Below are 19,711 nucleotides of genomic sequence, written 5' to 3' on the forward strand. Positions count from 1 at the left end.
CCAGGACAAGCCTGGCATTGTGATGGTTGTATTTCTTTAATTTACTTTTACTGATTAAATAGATAAGAGTAAGACATTAACACTTCTTCAAACTTAGCCGCTTCTTTGGCTTTGCCACCCTCTTTCAGTGCTCTTATGATTGAATCGAGAATGTAGAAGTTCAGCTCATAATCTCTTCCATATGGTATCCTTTCCTTCTTGTAATACTCAAGATTTTCAATAGCTCTGTTCCCCATTTTATTAGCAATGTCCATAGCCATTTTCTCATTTCCTGTTTTAAAGAAAATTTGAATAAAAGGAGGTGTTGCAATATCATAAGTAATAGGATCATCAGGCATTACTTTAAAACAATGTTCTGCTACTTCTTTTGCCTTTTCTGTTTCTCCGTTATTATAAAGTGTTGACGCAAGACGGTAGAACTGAGATCTTGAATTTACAGTCATTCTGAAATAATTTTCATCATAGTAAACTTTAGGATTATCAAGTTCTCTCCAGAAAAAGTTTTTCATCATGTTATCATACATCACCTTATCATAAACATAGCCCTGGGAAGCGTTCGGATATTTTATCGGCATTAATCTATGAGCCAAACCTTCTAATTGAGTATAATCTTTAAGGTTTAGGAAATTAGAACCAGACAATGTAGTAGAGAAATAAATCGGCCTTTTCCAATTGTTGGTAACGATCATATCAAGAATGATAAGATCTTTCTTCTCCAATGTATTTGTTCCGATATTCCATGCAAGTCTGTCAAGAACCTGACCTCTAAGTGTATCAGGCACTGCACCTGTTGCCAGCACAGCATTTTTATCTATATTCAAGTACAGATTTTTCGAAGGAAGTGTTGTATAGTAATCGCCTCTTCCGCTTTCCTGTCTGATTTCCGGATTATCAGTTCTTACAAGTTGAATATAACCAGCAAGATTGATTCCATTTTTATACTGAGGCTTTTCCACAAAATAAATCTGATCATTCTTTCCCTGAATATAATTTTCAAAATTCAAGGATATTGGCAATGGTGCTGATTCATAAGCCTGTTGCTTCATCTGCTTAATATACCAGTCTGTATTCAAAAGACTTAGATTACATACACGTACATCAGTACGGAAACCTTCTACTTCCTGAACATACCAGAGAGGGAAAGTATCATTGTCTCCACCAGTGAACAGTATTGCATTTGGAGCACATGAGTTCAAAAGATTTTTTGCAGAATCTACAGAATAGAATCTGTTTGATCTGTCATGATCATCCCAACCTTGCTGCCCCATTATAGCAGGTACAGAAAGACATAATATAAAGGATATACCAGATCTTGTAGATTCACTTTTTACAATTTTCTCCAATAGATCTGCGATGAAAAACACTCCCAATCCAATCCATATAGCAAAAGCATAAAATGATCCGGCAAAGGTATAGTCTCTTTCTCTTGGTTCTATCGGAGGTTGGTTTAGATATACTACAATTGCAAGTCCGGTAAAGATAAATAACAGAGAAACAATTATTCCATCCTTTCTATTTTTGCTAAAAAGGTAGACGAAACCTACAACACCCAATATAAATGGCAACATGAAGAAGTTATTCCTTGCCTTGTTATTTTTCAGGTATTCCGGTAAATCCTTTTTAAAGTAATCCCATGGCCATAACACATCGCTATCCTGGATATCACTTTCCCTTCCGATAAAGTTCCAACCAAGATAACGCATGTACATATGTCCAATCTGATAGCTAAACATATAACCCTTATCCTGCCAGAAAGAAGGTTTTTTCCCCTCTCTCAAATTCATCCTGCTTCGATAAGCCTCAACATGATGAGACTGGGTACTATAGGCTCTCGGGAATAATGTGACATGTTTCGGATCATAGATATAATTCATCTTGTAATCATAAACAACATATCGACCACTTGCACTGTCTTTTCTATAAAGCGCCCCACCTTTTTCTACGTCAATCGGATAGCCTGCTGTAAATAAAGGACCTTTGAAGATCGGTCTATCACCATATTGTTCACGTTTAAGGTAAGAAACAAAGCTTATTACGTTTTCAGGATCATTTTCATCTATCGGAGGATCGAAGTTTGATCTGACAAGGATAATACCATAAGATGCATATCCTATAAGAATAAAAGTCAATCCTAAAAGGCTAAGATTTAAAATATACTTTTGATTTTTAATAGAATAAACTATTCCTAAGATTAAACAGCTAAGGAAAAGAATGCCGAAGAATATGATACCGGAATTAAAAGGAAGGCCGAGATTATTCACAAAGAAAATCTCAAAAGTTCCTGCAAGTGAAGGTAAGCCGGGAATAATTCCTGATAATACCACTACAATGATTACACCACTCAAAAGGAATGTTGCTATTACACCCACCTTTGTGATATCGTATTTTTTAAAGTAGTATACAAAAGCGAGTGCCGGAATTGCAAGCAAATTTAATAAGTGAACTCCTATTGAAAGACCGATTGTGTAAGCAATAAGAAGCAACCATTTGTCAGCTCCCGTTTCTTCGGCTTTTGTTTCCCATTTTAAAATTGCCCAGAATACAAATGCTGTAAAGAACTGAGACATTGCATATACTTCTGCTTCAACAGCCGAGAACCAGAATGAATCTGAAAAAGTAAATGCAAGGCTACCAACTACCCCGCTTCCAAATATTGCTATTTTCTCACCAAGAGTTGGATTCACATAATCCTTTGCAAATTTTCTTGCAATTAGAGTGATAGTCCAAAAGAGAAATAATACCGAGAAACTACTAGATATGGCAGAAACCATATTGATCCAGAAAGCCACCTGAGTTACATCAGAAGCCAATAAAGAAAATATTCTTCCTATTAATAAAAAGAAAGGGGCTCCCGGAGGGTGTGGTACTTGTAATTTGTAGGAGCAGGCGATAAACTCACCACAATCCCAAAAGCTTGCCGTAGGCTCAATGGTAAGCACATAAACAGCTGTTGCAAAAATGAAAACCAACCACCCCAAGAGGTTATTTAGTTTTGAGTAATTTGAATTATACATCTTTACCAATTAAAAATTTATGGAAGGCGAAATTAGCAAAATTCTGTCAATTGACTATTAATTACCCATCCTTTATTGAATTTCAAAAATACTTGGCAGAACATATGAATTAGTTAAGGCACTTTGTGGTATAAAACAAAAAAAGAGACCCCATAGGAATCTCATTCTTAAATATTATGAAGAAACAGTTAAAACATTAAGATCTGTTTCTCAAAACTTTTCTGGTTTCTATAATACCCTTATCTGAATATACATTGCAGAAGTAAAGTCCTGGCCTGAGATTGGAAAAATCAACTTTATAAGCTGAAGGCCCAACCTTGTTACTTAAATCTATGGATGCTACCTCTTTTCCTATGATATCAAAAATCTTAATAAATTTGACATTTTTATTTCCTGGGAAAATGGTAAGATTCAATTCATCATCAAATGGATTAGGAGAGATATGAAATTCATATTTAGATTCTCGAAGATCTGCCAAACTAGATGTAACCGAAACATTTATAACCCCTTGCATGGAAGAATGAGCAGTACAAATATATGAATAGTTGGCTCCGGGAGTCAGATTTTTTGCGAACACTTTATAAGAGGTTACACTCCCCTGAGCTGGAGAAGCAAATGAATTATCGTTTGCTTTTACAGGATGTGAACTTGAAGAATTTCCATTTCCCTGCCAGATAAATTCTATGGTATCGTTCGGGCCTACATTCAAAACTTCCGGATCAAAACGAGAACTAACAACAGCAATCTGATGTGTCTGGGCTACTGAAACCGCAAGGCCCCAGAGTACCATAAAGACTATAAAAAACAATTTTTGTATATGTTTCTTCATATTGCTGAATATTAATTGTGAAGTTAACCAATTTAAGGATAAAAACCATGCCAAATATTCTGGAAATTATTGGGTTTAAAGGAGAAACATGAAATTGCTCCTGAAAGCATAATTTAATAAGAACAAATAAAGTTCCTGAATGTATATAAAAATTAACCTGCCCAACCGTCCCTGTCGAGACTTCGATATTGAATTGCTTCTGCCAAATGTTCCACTTTAATTTCTTCGCTTTCAGCCAAATCCGCAATAGTCCTTGAAACTCTTAATATTCTATCATAAGCTCTGGCAGAAAGACCTAATTTTTCCATAGCACTTTTAAGCAGATTTTTTCCTGGTTCAGAAATAATACAAATTTCTTTAACCATCTGGGAGGGCATCATTGCATTTGAATGAATGGGATTATCACCAGTCGGCAATTCCTCAAATCTTTTTTGTTGAATTTCTCTCGCCTTAATTACACGCTCCCTGATTTCGCCGCTACTTTCTGTTTTCCGTATCGAAGACATCTCATCAAAACCAACAGGAGTCACTTCTACATGAAGGTCTATTCGGTCTAACAAAGGACCGCTCACTTTATTGAGATATTTTTGCACTACGCCAGGCCCACATACACATTCTTTTTCAGGATGGTTGTAATATCCACATGGGCATGGATTCATACTGGCGATCAACATAAAATTTGATGGAAACTCTACCGAAATCTTTGCTCTTGAAATACATACTTTCCTTTCTTCAAGCGGTTGCCGCATTACCTCAAGTACAGTCCTTTTAAATTCCGGCAACTCATCCAAAAAAAGAACACCATTATGTGCAAGAGAAATTTCACCTGGTTGCGGATGTCCTCCACCACCAACCAGAGCTACATCACTTACTGTATGGTGAGGCGATCTGAAGGGACGAGTGGAAATCAATGCTCCTGCCCCTTTTAATTTTCCTGCAACAGAGTGAATCTTGGTTGTTTCAAGTGCTTCATTTAAAGTAAGAGGAGGCAAAATAGTGGGAAGCCTTTTGGCCAACATGGTCTTTCCTGCCCCAGGAGGGCCAATCATGATTACATTGTGCCCACCTGCCGCTGCAATCTCCAATGCCCTTTTAATATTTTCCTGCCCTTGTACATGAGCAAAATCGGCATCATAATTATTAATCTGATTAAAGAAAATCGAACGTGTATCAAGCCTTAATGGTCTTAACTGAACCTTTCCTTCAAAAAAATCAATGGCCTCCTGAAGATCTGAAATCCCGTATATGTCAAGATTATTAACTATTGCTGCTTCTGCTTCATTTTCCTTGGGCAGTAAAAAACCTTTAAAACCTTGTTTTCTGGCCTCAATTGCAATGGGAAGAACTCCTTTAATAGGTCTCAGTTTTCCATCTAAGGACAATTCGCCCATAATCACGTATTGATCAAAATCCTCTGCTATAATCTGTTCAGATGCTAAAAGTGTTCCCAAAGCAATTGGAAGATCATAAGCAGATCCTTCCTTTTTAATATCCGCAGGAGCGAGGTTTACCACCACTTTTTGCCTTGGCATAGCATAACCTAGGTTTTTAATTGCAGATTCCACCCGATGTTCACTTTCCTTAACAGCACTGTCAGGAAGACCTACGATAAAAAATTTAGTTCCTTGACCTATATTTACTTCAATGGTAACAGTATAGGCATTCACGCCATAGACGGCGCTTCCAAAAGTTTTGGCAACCATAGCTTAGCAAGTTGAAAGAGTTTAAAAAAGGGCTTACTTAGCCAGCCCTTTTTCGATTAATAAAATTAATATATGAATAATTTTTATGTGTACTTCCTGAATTCTGTCTGCAAATCCCTGATGAGTAACATTAACAACCACATCCGACAGTCCTGCGAGTTTTCCCCCATTTTTTCCAGTCAGGCCAACTACCTTCATTCCTTTACCTTTTGCCTCTTCAGCAGCCTTTAATACATTTTCAGAATTTCCGCTAGTACTGATTGCAAGTAGCACATCTCCAGGTCTGCCTAATGCACCAACATATCTTGAAAAAACGAATGCATAACCATAATCATTAGCCGTACAAGTAATATGGCTAGGGTCAGAAATGGATATAGCAGCAATAGGCTCTCTGTTTTCTCTGTATCTGCCAGTCAGCTCTTCTGCGAAATGCATGGCATCGCAGGAAGAACCTCCATTACCGCAGCTTATGATTTTACCACCATTTTTCAGTGAGTGTATCATTAACTCTGCTGCAGCTTCTATAGCTTGTATATTTTGTTCTGAACTGATAAAATTATTCAAAACCTCTGCTGCACTATTTAACTCTGCAAGGATTGTATTTCTATTCATTTTAAATTCCTTTATCTTAGAAAAACGTAAAGGAAATAAAAAGTCCATAAATATAAAAGCCCCGAAGGTCGGGGCTTATTATAATAATATTATTATTATTTTTTAATTAATATCTGTCCTCCCATCCGGCGGCGCCAGCATCATCATCATCCCAGCTTCCTTCTTCATCAAAGTTTTCTTCTTTCCAATTAGAATCATCATCAAAATCCGCATCATCGTCATCTGCATTTTCCCACTCATCTTTGAAGTCATACTCATCTTCTTCTTCCATTGTCTTTTCTTCATCCTCCAGGTCTTTAACAATCTGTGCTGTCAGACCTGTTCTGGAAAGGGCTTGATCCTTTGATAGTCCGGCATCCAGCAATGCTTTATAAGCTTCAAAACTAGCATAAAGCTCATCGTCGCTTAGGTCGTCAAGATTATTGTTTTTCATAAGCTCAAATTAATTCCTTTTTAAAATTTTAGATTCTAATAACGAAGTTAAATATGAATAGTTTGTTGCTCCAAGAATTTTAATAAAAAAATTTTCTTATGCTTTTAAACTACTTAAACTCTGCAATTACAGTCGACCCACCTTTCACTTTTTCACCAATTGCTACTTTAACTTTAGCATCCAGCGGAAGAAAAACATCTACTCTTGATCCGAACTTAATAAAACCCAATTCTTCACCTTGTTTCACTTCTTCTCCAGCTTGCAGATACCACACAATTCTTTTAGCAAGAGCTCCTGCAATTTGTCTTAACAATATGCTTGTTCCGTTTTTTGCAGTTACAACAATCGTGGTCCTTTCATTTTCTGTGCTGGACTTTGGGTGCCATGCAACAAGATATTTACCAGGGTGGTACTTAAAATATGTTACCATTCCGGAAATAGGATTTCTATTAATATGGACATTAACAGGTGACATAAAAATTGATACCTGTTTTCTTTTCTCATTAAAAAACTCAGGTTCGTCAACCTCTTCAATTACAACCACTTTACCATCTGCAGGAGCAATAACATGATTGTCATTTGTTATAATCAATCTGCGAGGGCTTCTGAAAAACTGCAAGATCATTATATAAATAAATGCAGATATTCCCCAAACTGTCCAACGGAAGGCTGTGCTTTCCGGCAATAAATAATATACTGCAAGGTTAACAATCAAAAGAACTACAAAAAGATACGTAAGGATTTTATATCCTTCTTTATGAATTACCATATTTTGAATAAATGAAGCAGCAAATATAATAAAAGATTAAAATCCTCCTCTGAATTTGTACGTTTTTGCTACTTTATCTATGGCAACTATGTAAGCGGCAATTCTCATTGGCACATTAAATTCGAGTGAAGTACTGTAAACCTTTTCAAAAGCTTCTTTCATGATCCTGTCACACCTTCTGTTTACTCTTTCCAAAGGCCATCTTAGCCCAAGGCGATTTTGTACCCATTCGAAATAAGAAACAGTAACCCCACCGGCATTTGCCAGTATATCCGGAACGACCATTATTCCTTTTTCATTAATGATATCATCTGCACTTGCGCTTGTAGGACCATTTGCTCCCTCCACTATAAGCCTCGCTTTTATATCAGGTGCATTATAAATATTAATTACGTCCTCTTTGGCAGCAGGTACTAAAAGATCAACCTGGCAAGTAATGATCCCTTCCGGATCTTGCATTTTGTCCGCATTGGGATATCCTTCAAGTATTCCGTTATTTTTATCTCTATACCTCAAAGCATCCTGAATATCAATTCCTTTATCACTCCAAAAAGCTCCACTTACATCACTTAATGCTTTAATTTTAACACCTCTTTCTTCCAGAAGTCTGGCTGTATTTGACCCCACATTACCAAATCCCTGAATAGCACAACTAGTCTGACTTGGATTCATCTTTAACCTTTGCATTGCAGCAAGTGCACTTACCATAACCCCTCTGCCAGTTGCTTCTACACGACCTAATGACCCTCCAAGTACCAGTGGTTTTCCGGTAACTACGGCATTTACAGTCATTCCTTTTGCTTTAGAATATTCATCCATAAGCCAGGCCATTTCCTGCTGACTAGTCCCCATATCAGGAGCTGGGATGTCTTTATCAGGCCCAAATACATCCATCATTGATAAAGTATAAGCCCTTGTAAGTCGTTCTATTTCCCCTTTAGACATGGCTCTCGGATTGCACATAATACCACCTTTTGCTCCGCCATAAGGAATATCAACCACAGCACATTTCCAGGTCATCCAGGCTGCAAGAGCCTTTACCTCATCCAAGGTAACTCCCATATCATATCTGATTCCTCCTTTTGAGGGGCCAAGTATTGTATTATGAATAACCCTGTAGCCGGAAAACACTTTAATCCTGCCATCATCCATGGTGATTGGCAAAGAGACAATCACTTGTTTATCAGGATTTTTTAAAACATTATAGGTTTCATTATCAAGCCCTAACTTTTGCGCAGCCAGATCAAATCTGGACATCATGGATTCTAAAGGGTTGTCTTTATCCTTAATTGGTGCTGGTTCTATATATGACATAGCCGCTTTTTCTTGTTTTGTCGAAACGTTTACGGAGAAGAAGCCTTATTGTTTATGAAAAAATCTTTAAAAAGGCTGCTATAAAAGGTGATGAGAGCAATAGCCCGTCAAACCGATCCAAAAAACCTCCGTGACCAGGAATTGTTTGTGCGGAATCTTTAATTGCAAGACTTCTTTTCAACAACGATTCAACAAGATCACCATAACTGCCAACTACAACTATTATAGTTGCCAAAATCAGCCAGTGAAGTGTGTCAAGTTCTTTCCAGAACAATGATAATGAAAATCCAATTGCAAGTGCAAATAAACCTCCACCGATACTACCTTCCCATGTTTTTTTAGGAGAAATTCTGAAAAATAATTTTGTCTTACCCAATGCCATTCCCGCAACATACCCGCCGATATCATTTGCCCAAAGAATGAGGAGAATACCTAAAATTATATGAAAATTATAATCCTGAAGGTAAAATGCGCATACATTAAGTAAACCAAATGGAAGAGCTATGTATATATTTCCTAAGAAAGTAAAAGCTATGTTAAAAAAAGGTTTATCGTTCTTCCTGAAAAGCTCCATCAGAAAAAGAAGAAACAGAAACGGAAACAACAAAAAATAACATTCAAAAGTCAGCACCTGCTTTTCTATCAGAAAAATAAGTGTAAAAATCATCATTCCAGAAACTACTCCGAATATTTTATTTGGTTTAATTTCAGCCACCTCTATCAGATTATAGAATTCAATTAATGATAGCAGACATATTATAAACAATAAAGCGAAGTAGCTCCATTCATTAAAACATATTGCACTGATCATAATAAATGCTCCTGCCAAACCGGCAATAATCCGCTGGGTGAGGTTTCCCATATTACGGATCTTAGTAACTAATTTCATTTCCCTTAATTTATGATTATTAAAAACCTGGCGGTTTTCAATTCAAGTTTAGCAAAAAAATGCTATTAAGCCGAAATTATTTTGTTATTCCTGCCTCCTTCGAAATCCTTTTGTATAAATAAATAAAAAAAGAAAAGATAATGACCGAAATTATTACGGAATAAAAAGGTATGGATTCTGAAGAATCCGGATTAAAGCTAATATTCTTTTGTTTGTACATATTTGCGAGAACAAGAGTAAGTGCATTGTTCATAAAATGGACAAACATGGAAACATATATATTACCTGACCAATAATATAAGTATCCAAATAGGACCCCCAGAAACATTCTTGGAAAAAAACCAAAGAACTGAAAGTGAATAAAACTAAACAAAAATCCTGTGGTCCATATGGCCCATGTAGGGGATTTAAGAATATTATTTAGCTCATTCTGAACAACGCCTCTGAAAACCAACTCTTCACCAATACCCGGAATCAGAGCTACAACCAGAAGTGTTAGCAAAAACGATGTGCTGTCTTTATAATAAATAATAGTTTCGGTAAGTACTTTGGCCAGATTTTCATTTTTCTCCATCCACTCCTGAAGTGGTTTCAGGCTAGATGGTAATTGCATATTTTTATTCCAATCTACCATGTAAGCTAGAAGAGGCATTCCCATAAAAAAAATAATGATTGCTAAAAAAAGAAAAAACGGAAGTCTTTTTGTGGCAGGATTAAGTTTTTTAAAATATGATTTCCTGAATATTGCCATATATAAAATCGGCAAAACCAAAAAAGTGATAACAGCATTTACAGCCTGACTTTTCAAAATCAATGCCTGAGGATTCGGGGAACTTTTTATAAGATTTAGTAATTCAGTTTCAGAATTATAACTGATACCAAAAACCTCTTTAAGAAGAATGTGACCTAATCCACTGCCAACTAGCATACTTCCGAGAACTGCTAGGAATACTACAAGGACACCAAGTGTTTTTTCCGGTATTCCGCTTCCTGAACTATTAATATTTTCCATAAAAGTTGGTAAATTTACTTTATTGCCCCGACATATTCCGGGACCATTCCAAAAAAAGATATAATTGCTCTTAATAATTAAAATAATACAACTTTGGTTAAAATTGGTCAGATAGAACTTGGAGAATTCCCTCTCTTACTTGCTCCTATGGAAGACGTCAGTGATCCTCCTTTTAGGGCTGTTTGCAAGGAAAATGGTGCGGATATGATGTATACTGAGTTCATTGCAGCAGATGGACTGATCCGTGATGCTGAAAAAAGTCTCCAAAAACTTGATATTTATGACTATGAACGTCCAATAGGAATTCAGATCTTCGGAGACAAAATTGAGGCTATGAGAGAAGCTGCTGCTATCGCTGAAGAGGCAGGACCAGAGTTGGTTGACATTAATTACGGCTGCCCTGTAAACAAGGTAGCCTGTAAAGGAGCCGGGGCAGGTATTTTGCTTGACCTGCCTAAAATGCAGAAAATGTCTGAAGAAATTGTCAAAAGATGTAAAGTGCCGGTTACTGTAAAAACAAGACTTGGATGGGATGAAAAAAACATCAAAATTCTTGAAGTAGCTCAGAGGCTTCAGGATGTTGGTGTTCAGGCTTTAACCATTCACGCCCGTACCAGATATCAGATGTATAAAGGAGAAGCAGACTGGAGCTGGATTGCTAAAGTTAAAGAAATGCAAAGCATTCATATTCCGATCTTTGGAAATGGTGACATAGATTCTCCGGAAAAAGCCCTTGAATATAAAAACAGATTTGGTCCGGACGGAATAATGATCGGAAGAGCTGCTATAGGAAACCCCTGGATATTTAATCAGATCAAACACTATTTTAAAACCGGAGAAAAGCTGCCTGAACCTGATATTTCAGAAAGGATAAGAGTGTGCAAACAACATCTGATAAGATCGGTAGAATGGAAGGGGCCGAAAACCGGAATTTTTGAGATGAGACCGCATTACACTAATTATTTCAGAGGTTTCCCCAATTTTAAACCTTTCAGACAAAGAATAGTAACAGCAGGAAGTGTTGAAGAAGTATCTGATATTCTGGATGAAGTTGAAAAAACCTATAGTGCAGGCATAGACGTACTAAATTAATTTACAAAAAAAGAGAACCCGATACAACGTTTTTAAAGATCCTGAAGTCTTACGTTTGATTAATTATCGGGAAAAAGTTAATCAATTAGGGAAGTTTTAAGCTCTGGAATTTAACACCAGAGCTTATTTTTTCTTAAACAGGTTGAAATAAAAAAGAGCCCCTGAGAGCTCCTTTTCACTGACACTTCAATATTTTTTTATTAAGCATTTTCCGCAACAACTTCCTGCACTTCCGGAATCATCTTTTTAAGAAGATTTTCAATACCAGCCTTCAATGTGATTGTAGAAGAAGGGCAACCGCTACAAGAACCTTGTAAAATCACTTTAACCACACCATCATTAAAAGAGCTAAAAGTAATAGCTCCTCCATCCTGCTCTACTGCAGGCCTGATATATTCATCAAGAATTACTTTTATTTTCCCTACAATTTCAGAATCTCCTGCGGTTGGAGACAAATTTTCAGGAACAAACTTTTCATTGAAAAGTGGCTTTCCTTCCTCCAGATAACCTTTAATCAAAGATTTAATCATTGGAGTAACTTCAATCCACTCAATATCGTCTGATTTTGTGACGGTAATAAAATTAGAAGAGAAAAATACTCTCTTTACAAAACTAAAACGAAAAAGATCCTGAGCAAGAGGACAATTTGCTGTGCTAACAGGGCTAGGAAAATCAACACTTTCCGATACGAGAAGAAAATCCGTCACAAACTTCAGAGAATTAGGATTCGGATTTGATTCTGTATAAATATTTATAACTCTTTTTTCTGTAGACTCCATGATTTTGATTGATAAAATGGGAGAACAATTTAAAACTTAACTTAATTCATTTCAATGAAACAAACTTCTTAGCAATTGTATTCTATACAAAATAAGAAATGTTCGTTACAACGAATCAAATTTACGAAATTATATTAAGAATTTTCCTCTGATTTTTCGGATCCTGCAACAACTACTGCAGCCATTGCATCGCCAGCAACATTTATTAAAGTGCGACACATATCAAGGATTCTGTCAGGCGCTAGGATCAATGCTATACCTTCTATTGGGATATCGGTACTTTTCAGAACTGCAATTAAAGTAATCATTCCGGCTCCGGGAATTCCTGCTGCCCCTACAGCAGCCAGTGTAGCTGTAAAGACAATAGTGACCTGCTGAAAAAAAGTAAGCTCCAGGCCAAACGCTTGTGCAATAAAAACTGCTGCAATACTTTGATAAAGAGCAGTTCCATCCATATTTACAGTAGTACCGAAAGGCAAAACAAAACCAGTAATTTCTGCAGGCACCTTTAAATGATGCTCTACCCTTTCCATAGTAACAGGAAGGGTTGCATTGCTTGAACTTGAGGTGAAAGCAAGTAAAAATGCTGGTCTCATTCCTTTAAAAAACTGACCATATTTAACATCGGAAAAAAAAGTAAATATGGCAGGATAAAGGATAAACAGAATAATTGCCAGTCCGATTAATACCGAAATAGCATACCAAAGAAGCGAATATAAAAGCTGAACCATCTGACTGCCATTCCCTGCCAGTTCCACAAGTACAGAAGCCATCAATGCAAATACGCCTACAGGTGCAACAGCCATGATCATCATGACCATTTTCAAAAGGGCCTCATTGACTGCTTCAAGAAAATCTACAACTGTAGCAGATTTATCCGAGGAGATTCTGGTAAGTGCTATTCCGAAAAGCAAACCGAAAAATACTACCTGAAGCATACGGGTATTGTCTGATGCAGCGCCAAAGAAGTTTGGAGGAATCATTTCTACTAGTGGAGAAAGAGGACTTTCCTGAACCTTTTCAAATGCTGAAATACTTTTCTCTGTCACTTCCTGGTATTGAGAAATCATCTGACTTCTGGTTTCCTCAGAAATTACTTTTCCTGGCTTGATAAAACCGGCAACTGTAACCCCTAGAAAAGTGGCAATAATAGCAGTACAAAAAAATAAAAGGATCGTTTTTCCTCCGATCCTTCCGACTTTTGCGAAGTCTTTTAAGTTTGCAATTCCTGAAATTAATGATGTGAGAATTAAAGGAATTGCAATCATTTGAAGCAGCCTAAGGAAGATAGTTCCGAATGGCTTTACATAATCTACAGTAACCTTTGCTCCTTCTTGAAACTCTGGTGCATAAATTCCCCAGAGTATTCCGGCAATCATTCCCAGAAGGATCTGCAAATAAAGAGGAAAGCTTTTCTTTGGCTTTTCGTCCATTTATAGTTTTATTACTTTATTCCTTAAAAGTGAATCAGCAAGCACTAATGCGGTCATCGCTTCTACGATAGGTACAGCTCTTGGAACTACACAAGGATCATGTCTTCCCTTACCTGAAACGGTTACAGCTTCCCCTTCCTGGTTGATACTCTCCTGATCCTTCATTAAAGTAGCTACAGGTTTGAATGCCACCCTGAAATAAATATCCTCTCCGTTGGAAATTCCGCCTTGAATCCCACCTGAATAATTCGTTTTGGTTCTTATTCTATCTCCTTCAACATAGAAGGCATCATTATGCTGAGACCCCAGCATCTTCACACCTTCAAAACCACTCCCATATTCAAACCCTTTTACTGCATTGATTCCAAGCATAGCTTTCCCCAGTTCCGCATGTAATTTATCAAAAACCGGTTCTCCAAGTCCTACCGGAGTGCCTTGAACAACGCATGATACGACACCACCTATTGTATCACAGTCTTTCCGGACACTATCGATGAGACTGATCATTTCCTCTGCCATTACAGGATCAGGGCAACGAACAATGTTATTTTCAGTCTCCTCAAGGTTTAATTCTTTATAACTTTTCTGGAGTGAAAGACCACCTACCTGAGAAACATAGGCATTGATTTTAATACCATATTTTGCTAGGAATAATTTTGCTATTGCTCCGGCTGCAACTCTTGCAAGAGTTTCTCTTGCCGAACTTCTACCGCCACCTCTGTAATCACGCACCCCATACTTTTCCTGATAAGTAAAGTCAGCATGAGAAGGTCTGTACCTGTCAGCAATATGTGAATAGTCCTTACTTCTTGCATCGGCATTCCAGACCAGCATTGCGATAGGTGTGCCGGTAGATTTTCCTTCGAATATTCCGGAAACGATTTCTATCTTATCTTCTTCTTTTCTTTGTGTGGTGATTTTGGATTGCCCAGGCTTTCTTCTGTCCAATTCATTTTGAATGAATTCCAGATCCAGATCAAGACCTGCAGGACATCCATCAAGGACAACACCTACTGCACGGCCATGAGACTCGCCGAACGTACTGATTTTAAATAACTTTCCGTAACTATTACTCATCGTTTGATAATTAAAATAATGGTTGTTACCAGCATAAACAGAATGATAATATTGGTTAAAACCTTTGTAAGATCATCCCTTTCTCCTTGTCTGAGTCTGTTGCTTGACTTATCGATGAGCTGGTAAAAGCCGTCTTCGTGACTTGAAATATACTCACTTTTTCTTTCTCCTTTTACATAAATCATAAATTTTGGAGTGAGTGTATCATAAGTTTTGCTTGAAGTATTGAAATAAATAAGGGAGAAACAATCTGCAAGCTTAATATTTCCGGAATTCTTGGGAAGAAATTCATAATTAAAAACTTTGGTAAATTGAATATCACTCCCCCTCTCATCTTTTTTCAGATCTTCTTTTTCAGGATAAATTTCAAAATCACGAGATTCTTTTACATTCATTTCAGCCAGGGCAGGATTAAACATTCCTGTAAGCTTCAAAGAAACTTTAAGCGGCTCATTCACTTCCAGCACTTTCTTCCAGATATTTGTCTGCAGTTCGGCTGTGCCGACAGCTACAGAATCCATTAATGGATGCTCGGGCAATGGTAATACCTGGATTGCAATTCCTCCGGACTTAAACATTTTGAATTCATCTTTTCTTTCAATTTCATTTTTAGTCCTTAAAGTAGCGTAGGTCAAAATCTTAAAACCGGTTGAAGGAATGTTTATAGTCCCGGCACCCAGTGGAAAAAGGCAGACCTTGTATAAGCGATACCTGTTATAGACTTTATTATGGAATTTTACAGTATCCTTTTTGAGTTCGCCGGGAGATGTGATTTCTTCAATCCAACAGTCGGCAGGCTTCAAATCCTGGATGATATAAGTTACCTGCTTGTTCAGATCGACAAAATTGTATTCGGAAGGGTTATCTTTTGCTACTAGAAAACTTGCTGACAGCACAAAACCTTCATTGACGAAAACCGATTTTTGGTTGCTCTCCACCAGAAACATTGCATCCAACTCAGAAGGAGAGAACTCTTCTTTTTTCCCAGCTTTATCTTCTGAGATCTGCTCAAGAGATTTTTTACCAGGAGCTACTGTAATTTTAGTACCATTAAAGCGATAAGTCTGACCGTTAACCGAAATTGTAAAAGAAGGAAGCGTAAAGACTCCGGGCTTAGAAGGTAAGTATTCCTGTTCGGCGATAAAAATATCTTCTTTTCTTTCCCTGTGAAAAATTGTTCTCTTTTTTGAAAAATCTTCAATTTCGGGAAATGGACTGATTTCTTTTACTTTTTTAGTAGGAACTGTAAGCGTAATGGTAAAAATTTCTCCCTCCTGGATGGAACGGTCTGAGAATTTAATTTTTAAATCCTGGGCTGAAAGATTACATGTTAAAAAAACAAGACTGCAGCATACACATAAAAGTAATTTTTCAACCATTTTTAAAACACATTTCAGATGAATATCAACCCTGGCACATTTCTCTGATTCATAACTCTAAGGGATAAAATTAGAGAAATGTGAAAAAACTTAAAACATTTTACAACATAAAGGCGTTAATAAGGTTAGTAAAGTAAGTCAAATCTAATGTAAGATTTGGTTTCAAATTAATAACTTAAAAAAAACCTAACAACCAAAAACTATTTAAATCAAATGCTTGAATACGTAAAATTAATTCTAGAGAAAGTAAGTTTTGACAAACAACTTTTTGAAAAAGAATTAAAAAAAAGTATCAGAGATTTAATGAAAGAAGAGTTAATTGATCTGAAGAAGTGGTGCTACGAAAATTTTTCCAAAGAGCACGAAATTCTTAACAGATGCTTTGTTTAACCTAATTAAAGCCTGATTTTCAACAATCAATCTTATTGGAAATCAGGCTAAAAATTTTATATTTCTTTGAAGTCCCTCAAATTTTGTTCGCTTTATAGCTGTTTTTTTAAATATTTCATCAAATAATTCTGACGTAAGCTCTGTCCATTCTTTAAGGCTCTTAAATTCTTCAGAAGGTAAAAACTGGGGTTCATTATGAGCTTTAGAAAATCTGTTCCACGGACAAACGTCCTGACAAACATCGCAGCCAAAAATCCAGTTGTCCATCTTTCCTTTAAAATCTGAAGGAATATTATTTTTCAGTTCTATAGTAAGATAGGAAATACATTTACTTCCATCAACCACATATGCTTGAGAAATAGCATCTGTTGGGCAGGCATCTATACATCTGGTGCAGGTACCGCAATAATCTTTCATTGGTCCATCATACTCCAGATCCAGATCAGTAATAAGTTCTGCAATAAAAAAGAAACTTCCGGATTTAGGGTTAATGAGATTGCTGTTTTTTCCCCTCCAGCCTAAACCTCCCCTTTCGGCCCAGGTTTTGTCCATAACAGGAGCAGAATCAACGAAGGCCCTGCCATTAAAATCGCCGATTTCCTGCTTCATATGAAGCATTAATTCTTTAAGTTTATCCTTTATTACAGTGTGATAATCCCTTCCGTAAGCATACTTGGAAATTTTTAACTGGTGATCAACGGTCTCTTCAGGAAAATAATTTAACAGGAATGAGATCACAGACTTTGAGCCTTCTACCAGTTTACGTGGATCAAGACGCTTATCAAAGTGGTTTTCCATCCACTTCATTTCCCCATGATAATTATTTTTTAGCCAGTTTTCCAGTCTTGGAGCTTCCTCTTCCAAAAAATCAGCTCTAGATATGCCACAGTAATCAAAGCCCAGTTCTTTTGCTTTATTCTTAATGAGCAGGGTATGTTTGGATTTTGATGAAAACATAAGCTTAGAAATCCAGATCAAACAGCGTTCCTGTACGGTTGTTTGGCTTTATTTTCAAATGTTTATAAGCCAGTTCTGTAGCTTCCCGGCCCCTGGAAGTTCTTTTAATGTAGCCTTCCTGGATCAGGAAAGGTTCGTACACTTCTTCAATGGTTTCTGCCTCCTCCCCGCATGCTGTAGCGATAGTAGAAATACCAACAGGGCCACCTTTAAATTTTTCTATGATGGTCATTAAAATCCTGTTATCCATTTCATCCAGTCCATTCTGATCAACATTCAGGGCAGTAAGAGCCATCCGGGCGATTTCAATGGTAATTCTCCCCTTGCCTTTTATCTGGGCAAAATCACGAGTTCTTCTTAATAGATTATTAGATATACGAGGCGTTCCACGACTTCTTCTTGCTATTTCATAAGCAGCGACTTCATCGATAGGAGTATTGATAATGCCTGCAGAACGCTCTACAATGCTTGTAAGCAATTTTGCATCATAGTACTCCAGACGTGCATTGATACCAAATCTGGCTCTTAAAGGAGATGTCAGGAGGCCGGCTCTTGTAGTTGCTCCGATAAGTGTAAAAGGATTTAATCCGATTTGAACTGTACGCGCATTCGGCCCGGAATCAAGCATAATGTCTATTCTGTAATCCTCCATGGCAGAATAAAGATATTCTTCCACTACCGGATTCAGACGATGTATTTCATCAATAAAGAGGACATCATTGGCTTCCAGATTGGTTAAAAGCCCTGCAAGGTCACCAGGCTTTTCGAGGACCGGTCCGGAAGTTATTTTAATCCCTGAACCTAATTCATTTGCTATAATATTTGAAAGAGTGGTTTTACCTAAGCCCGGAGGGCCATGAAGCAATACGTGATCCAATGCCTCTTCCCTTTGCTTTGCAGCTTCGACAAATATTCGAAGATTTTCAACTATTTTATCCTGACCTGTAAAATCCTCAAAGCTTAGCGGACGCAAGGCTTTTTCAAATTCCCTTTCTCCCGAATTAAAATTTTGGTTATCACCTTTTAAATAGTCTTCGCGCATTTCAAAAAGAATACTTTAACACAATTTTCTTCTAATTTACGATATTTTAACTGTCCAGCATCAGCTATAGATATATTTTGCGAATAATCTTAGCAATACATGACACTCTGACTATCAAGCTACTTAAAGTTTCTTAAAATCTAAAACCTTGACCTTAAGCAGATGTCATTATTTTTCAACCAGGTAAAAAAGCTAGGGATCACTACTGAATTTTAATGTAAATTTGCAGATTCAATTTTATGGCACTAGCAAAAAAAGAGTGGTTTAGTGAATGGTTTAACTCTCCTTACTACCATATATTATATAAGCACAGAGATTTCGAAGAGGCAGAAAACTTTATTGATAATCTTCAGGAAACACTTAAGTTTGTTGAAGGTCAGACAGCGTTGGACCTTGGCTGTGGAAGAGGGAGACATGCATTTTACATGCATAAAAAGGGATTGAATGTAACAGGTATCGATTTATCGGAAGAAAACATTGCCTTTGCATCAAAATCAGAAGATGAAACGCTGCATTTTTTTGTACATGATATGAGGAATGTATTTGCGGAAAATCACTTCGACTATATCTTCAACCTTTTTACCAGTTTCGGATATTTTGACGAAGAAAATGATAATATCCAGGCAATAAAAGCAGCATCTACAGCTCTTCGTCCAAAGGGGCGTATGGTACTCGATTTTTTCAATACAGAAAAAGTAATCCGCAATCTTCAGCAAAAAAATGAGGCTATCATTGATGGTATTCAATTTAATATAAGCAGAATGGTATATGAAGGCTGGATTATAAAAGATATCAAGATAAAGGACGGTTCATCCGAATTACATTTTCAGGAAAGAGTAAAAGGTGTAAAGCGAGAAGAATTCGAAAACTATTTTAAATTTGCGGGCCTCAAAATTCTGAATTTATATGGAAACTACGAACTTCAGCCATTTGAGTCAGAAAGTGACCGCATGATCTTTATTCTGGAGAAAGAAAATTATAATTAAA

18 protein-coding genes are annotated in these 19,711 nt (G+C 36.9%); 3 read left to right on the forward strand and 15 right to left on the reverse strand.

Going from position 1 to position 19,711, the window contains the following annotated elements; all coding sequences use genetic code 11:
* Positions 1–47: 47 nt before the first annotated feature.
* From MYP_RS22020 to MYP_RS22060, 9 genes are all read right to left on the reverse strand, one after another.
* Entirely contained in the window at positions 48–3,014 is a 2,967-nt protein-coding gene (locus MYP_RS22020; RefSeq protein ID WP_045468518.1) for a glycosyltransferase family 117 protein, read from the reverse strand.
* A gap of 196 nt (positions 3,015–3,210) precedes the next feature.
* A complete protein-coding gene (locus MYP_RS25530; RefSeq protein ID WP_081990637.1) occupies positions 3,211–3,843 on the reverse strand; it encodes a T9SS type A sorting domain-containing protein in 633 nt (210 codons plus the stop codon).
* Between the two features lie 152 nt (positions 3,844–3,995).
* On the reverse strand, positions 3,996–5,546 hold the full coding sequence (locus MYP_RS22030; protein ID WP_045468521.1) for a YifB family Mg chelatase-like AAA ATPase: 1,551 nt from the start codon (positions 5,544–5,546) through the stop codon (positions 3,996–3,998).
* A gap of 33 nt (positions 5,547–5,579) precedes the next feature.
* On the reverse strand, positions 5,580–6,158 hold the full coding sequence (gene lpcA / locus MYP_RS22035) for a D-sedoheptulose 7-phosphate isomerase (protein ID WP_045468780.1): 579 nt from the start codon (positions 6,156–6,158) through the stop codon (positions 5,580–5,582).
* A 106-nt stretch (positions 6,159–6,264) separates the two neighbouring features.
* Positions 6,265–6,591: a hypothetical protein gene (locus tag MYP_RS22040; RefSeq protein WP_045468524.1), complete on the reverse strand. Its 327-nt coding sequence runs from the start codon at positions 6,589–6,591 to the stop codon at positions 6,265–6,267.
* A 109-nt stretch (positions 6,592–6,700) separates the two neighbouring features.
* A complete protein-coding gene (locus MYP_RS22045) occupies positions 6,701–7,360 on the reverse strand; it encodes a phosphatidylserine decarboxylase family protein (RefSeq protein WP_045468530.1) in 660 nt (219 codons plus the stop codon).
* A 36-nt stretch (positions 7,361–7,396) separates the two neighbouring features.
* Positions 7,397–8,674, reverse strand: a complete 1,278-nt coding sequence (locus MYP_RS22050; RefSeq protein WP_045468533.1) for a Glu/Leu/Phe/Val family dehydrogenase — start codon at positions 8,672–8,674, stop codon at positions 7,397–7,399.
* A 52-nt stretch (positions 8,675–8,726) separates the two neighbouring features.
* Positions 8,727–9,563, reverse strand: a complete 837-nt coding sequence (locus MYP_RS22055; RefSeq protein WP_045468542.1) for a phosphatidate cytidylyltransferase — start codon at positions 9,561–9,563, stop codon at positions 8,727–8,729.
* 76 nt (positions 9,564–9,639) lie between these two features.
* The gene (locus MYP_RS22060) at positions 9,640–10,575 is read right to left on the reverse strand and encodes a CPBP family intramembrane glutamic endopeptidase (RefSeq protein ID WP_052430434.1); all 936 of its coding nucleotides are present in this window, start codon (positions 10,573–10,575) and stop codon (positions 9,640–9,642) included.
* A gap of 93 nt (positions 10,576–10,668) precedes the next feature.
* On the opposite strand from MYP_RS22060, the gene dusB reads away from it, so the two are divergent.
* Positions 10,669–11,667, forward strand: coding sequence for a tRNA dihydrouridine synthase DusB (gene dusB / locus MYP_RS22065; RefSeq protein WP_045468544.1), 999 nt, complete (start codon positions 10,669–10,671; stop codon positions 11,665–11,667).
* A gap of 200 nt (positions 11,668–11,867) precedes the next feature.
* Here dusB and MYP_RS22070 read toward each other — a convergent pair whose 3' ends face one another.
* The 4 genes from MYP_RS22070 to MYP_RS22085 form a co-directional block, all read right to left on the reverse strand.
* The gene (locus MYP_RS22070) at positions 11,868–12,446 is read right to left on the reverse strand and encodes a NifU family protein (RefSeq protein WP_045468546.1); all 579 of its coding nucleotides are present in this window, start codon (positions 12,444–12,446) and stop codon (positions 11,868–11,870) included.
* Positions 12,447–12,580: 134 nt separating this feature from the next.
* Positions 12,581–13,879 (reverse strand): dicarboxylate/amino acid:cation symporter, encoded by a 1,299-nt coding sequence (locus MYP_RS22075; protein ID WP_045468549.1) that lies wholly within the window; start codon positions 13,877–13,879, stop codon positions 12,581–12,583.
* Complete coding sequence (gene aroC / locus MYP_RS22080) at positions 13,880–14,956, reverse strand: chorismate synthase (RefSeq protein WP_045468553.1); 1,077 nt, start codon at positions 14,954–14,956, stop codon at positions 13,880–13,882.
* Positions 14,953–16,335 carry a BatD family protein gene (locus tag MYP_RS22085; RefSeq protein WP_045468560.1) on the reverse strand — a complete coding sequence of 461 codons (1,383 nt, stop codon included), beginning with the start codon at positions 16,333–16,335 and terminating at the stop codon, positions 14,953–14,955. The genes aroC and MYP_RS22085 overlap by 4 nt, the downstream gene beginning before the upstream one ends.
* A 213-nt stretch (positions 16,336–16,548) precedes the next feature.
* Here MYP_RS22085 and MYP_RS26470 point away from each other — a divergent pair, with 213 nt between their 5' ends.
* Positions 16,549–16,725 carry a hypothetical protein gene (locus tag MYP_RS26470; protein WP_197060162.1) on the forward strand — a complete coding sequence of 59 codons (177 nt, stop codon included), beginning with the start codon at positions 16,549–16,551 and terminating at the stop codon, positions 16,723–16,725.
* A 42-nt stretch (positions 16,726–16,767) separates the two neighbouring features.
* Here MYP_RS26470 and queG read toward each other — a convergent pair whose 3' ends face one another.
* On the reverse strand, positions 16,768–17,682 hold the full coding sequence (queG, locus tag MYP_RS22090) for a tRNA epoxyqueuosine(34) reductase QueG (RefSeq protein ID WP_045468786.1): 915 nt from the start codon (positions 17,680–17,682) through the stop codon (positions 16,768–16,770).
* A 4-nt stretch (positions 17,683–17,686) separates the two neighbouring features.
* Complete coding sequence (gene ruvB / locus MYP_RS22095; protein ID WP_045468563.1) at positions 17,687–18,724, reverse strand: Holliday junction branch migration DNA helicase RuvB; 1,038 nt, start codon at positions 18,722–18,724, stop codon at positions 17,687–17,689.
* 239 nt (positions 18,725–18,963) lie between these two features.
* Here ruvB and MYP_RS22100 point away from each other — a divergent pair, with 239 nt between their 5' ends.
* Positions 18,964–19,710 carry an SAM-dependent methyltransferase gene (locus tag MYP_RS22100; protein WP_045468567.1) on the forward strand — a complete coding sequence of 249 codons (747 nt, stop codon included), beginning with the start codon at positions 18,964–18,966 and terminating at the stop codon, positions 19,708–19,710.
* Position 19,711: the final 1 nt, after the last annotated feature.

The sequence above is a fragment of the Sporocytophaga myxococcoides genome (assembly GCF_000775915.1).
GTDB classification, from domain to species: Bacteria; Bacteroidota; Bacteroidia; order Cytophagales; family Cytophagaceae; genus Sporocytophaga; species Sporocytophaga myxococcoides_A.

What these genes read in the sequence shown, in the direction of transcription:
- ruvB (WP_045468563.1), bottom strand. Translation starts at nt 18,724, where the DNA reads ATGCGCGAAGACTATTTAAAAGGTGATAACCAAAATTTTAATTCGGGA.
- MYP_RS25530 (WP_081990637.1), bottom strand. Translation starts at nt 3,843, where the DNA reads ATGAAGAAACATATACAAAAATTGTTTTTTATAGTCTTTATGGTACTC.
- MYP_RS26470 (WP_197060162.1), top strand. Translation starts at nt 16,549, where the DNA reads ATGCTTGAATACGTAAAATTAATTCTAGAGAAAGTAAGTTTTGACAAA.
- MYP_RS22060 (WP_052430434.1), bottom strand. Translation starts at nt 10,575, where the DNA reads ATGGAAAATATTAATAGTTCAGGAAGCGGAATACCGGAAAAAACACTT.
- MYP_RS22020 (WP_045468518.1), bottom strand. Translation starts at nt 3,014, where the DNA reads ATGTATAATTCAAATTACTCAAAACTAAATAACCTCTTGGGGTGGTTG.
- MYP_RS22070 (WP_045468546.1), bottom strand. Translation starts at nt 12,446, where the DNA reads ATGGAGTCTACAGAAAAAAGAGTTATAAATATTTATACAGAATCAAAT.
- MYP_RS22085 (WP_045468560.1), bottom strand. Translation starts at nt 16,335, where the DNA reads ATGGTTGAAAAATTACTTTTATGTGTATGCTGCAGTCTTGTTTTTTTA.
- MYP_RS22100 (WP_045468567.1), top strand. Translation starts at nt 18,964, where the DNA reads ATGGCACTAGCAAAAAAAGAGTGGTTTAGTGAATGGTTTAACTCTCCT.
- MYP_RS22045 (WP_045468530.1), bottom strand. Translation starts at nt 7,360, where the DNA reads ATGGTAATTCATAAAGAAGGATATAAAATCCTTACGTATCTTTTTGTA.
- MYP_RS22050 (WP_045468533.1), bottom strand. Translation starts at nt 8,674, where the DNA reads ATGTCATATATAGAACCAGCACCAATTAAGGATAAAGACAACCCTTTA.
- MYP_RS22030 (WP_045468521.1), bottom strand. Translation starts at nt 5,546, where the DNA reads ATGGTTGCCAAAACTTTTGGAAGCGCCGTCTATGGCGTGAATGCCTAT.
- lpcA (WP_045468780.1), bottom strand. Translation starts at nt 6,158, where the DNA reads ATGAATAGAAATACAATCCTTGCAGAGTTAAATAGTGCAGCAGAGGTT.
- aroC (WP_045468553.1), bottom strand. Translation starts at nt 14,956, where the DNA reads ATGAGTAATAGTTACGGAAAGTTATTTAAAATCAGTACGTTCGGCGAG.
- MYP_RS22040 (WP_045468524.1), bottom strand. Translation starts at nt 6,591, where the DNA reads ATGAAAAACAATAATCTTGACGACCTAAGCGACGATGAGCTTTATGCT.
- MYP_RS22055 (WP_045468542.1), bottom strand. Translation starts at nt 9,563, where the DNA reads ATGAAATTAGTTACTAAGATCCGTAATATGGGAAACCTCACCCAGCGG.
- queG (WP_045468786.1), bottom strand. Translation starts at nt 17,682, where the DNA reads ATGTTTTCATCAAAATCCAAACATACCCTGCTCATTAAGAATAAAGCA.
- MYP_RS22075 (WP_045468549.1), bottom strand. Translation starts at nt 13,879, where the DNA reads ATGGACGAAAAGCCAAAGAAAAGCTTTCCTCTTTATTTGCAGATCCTT.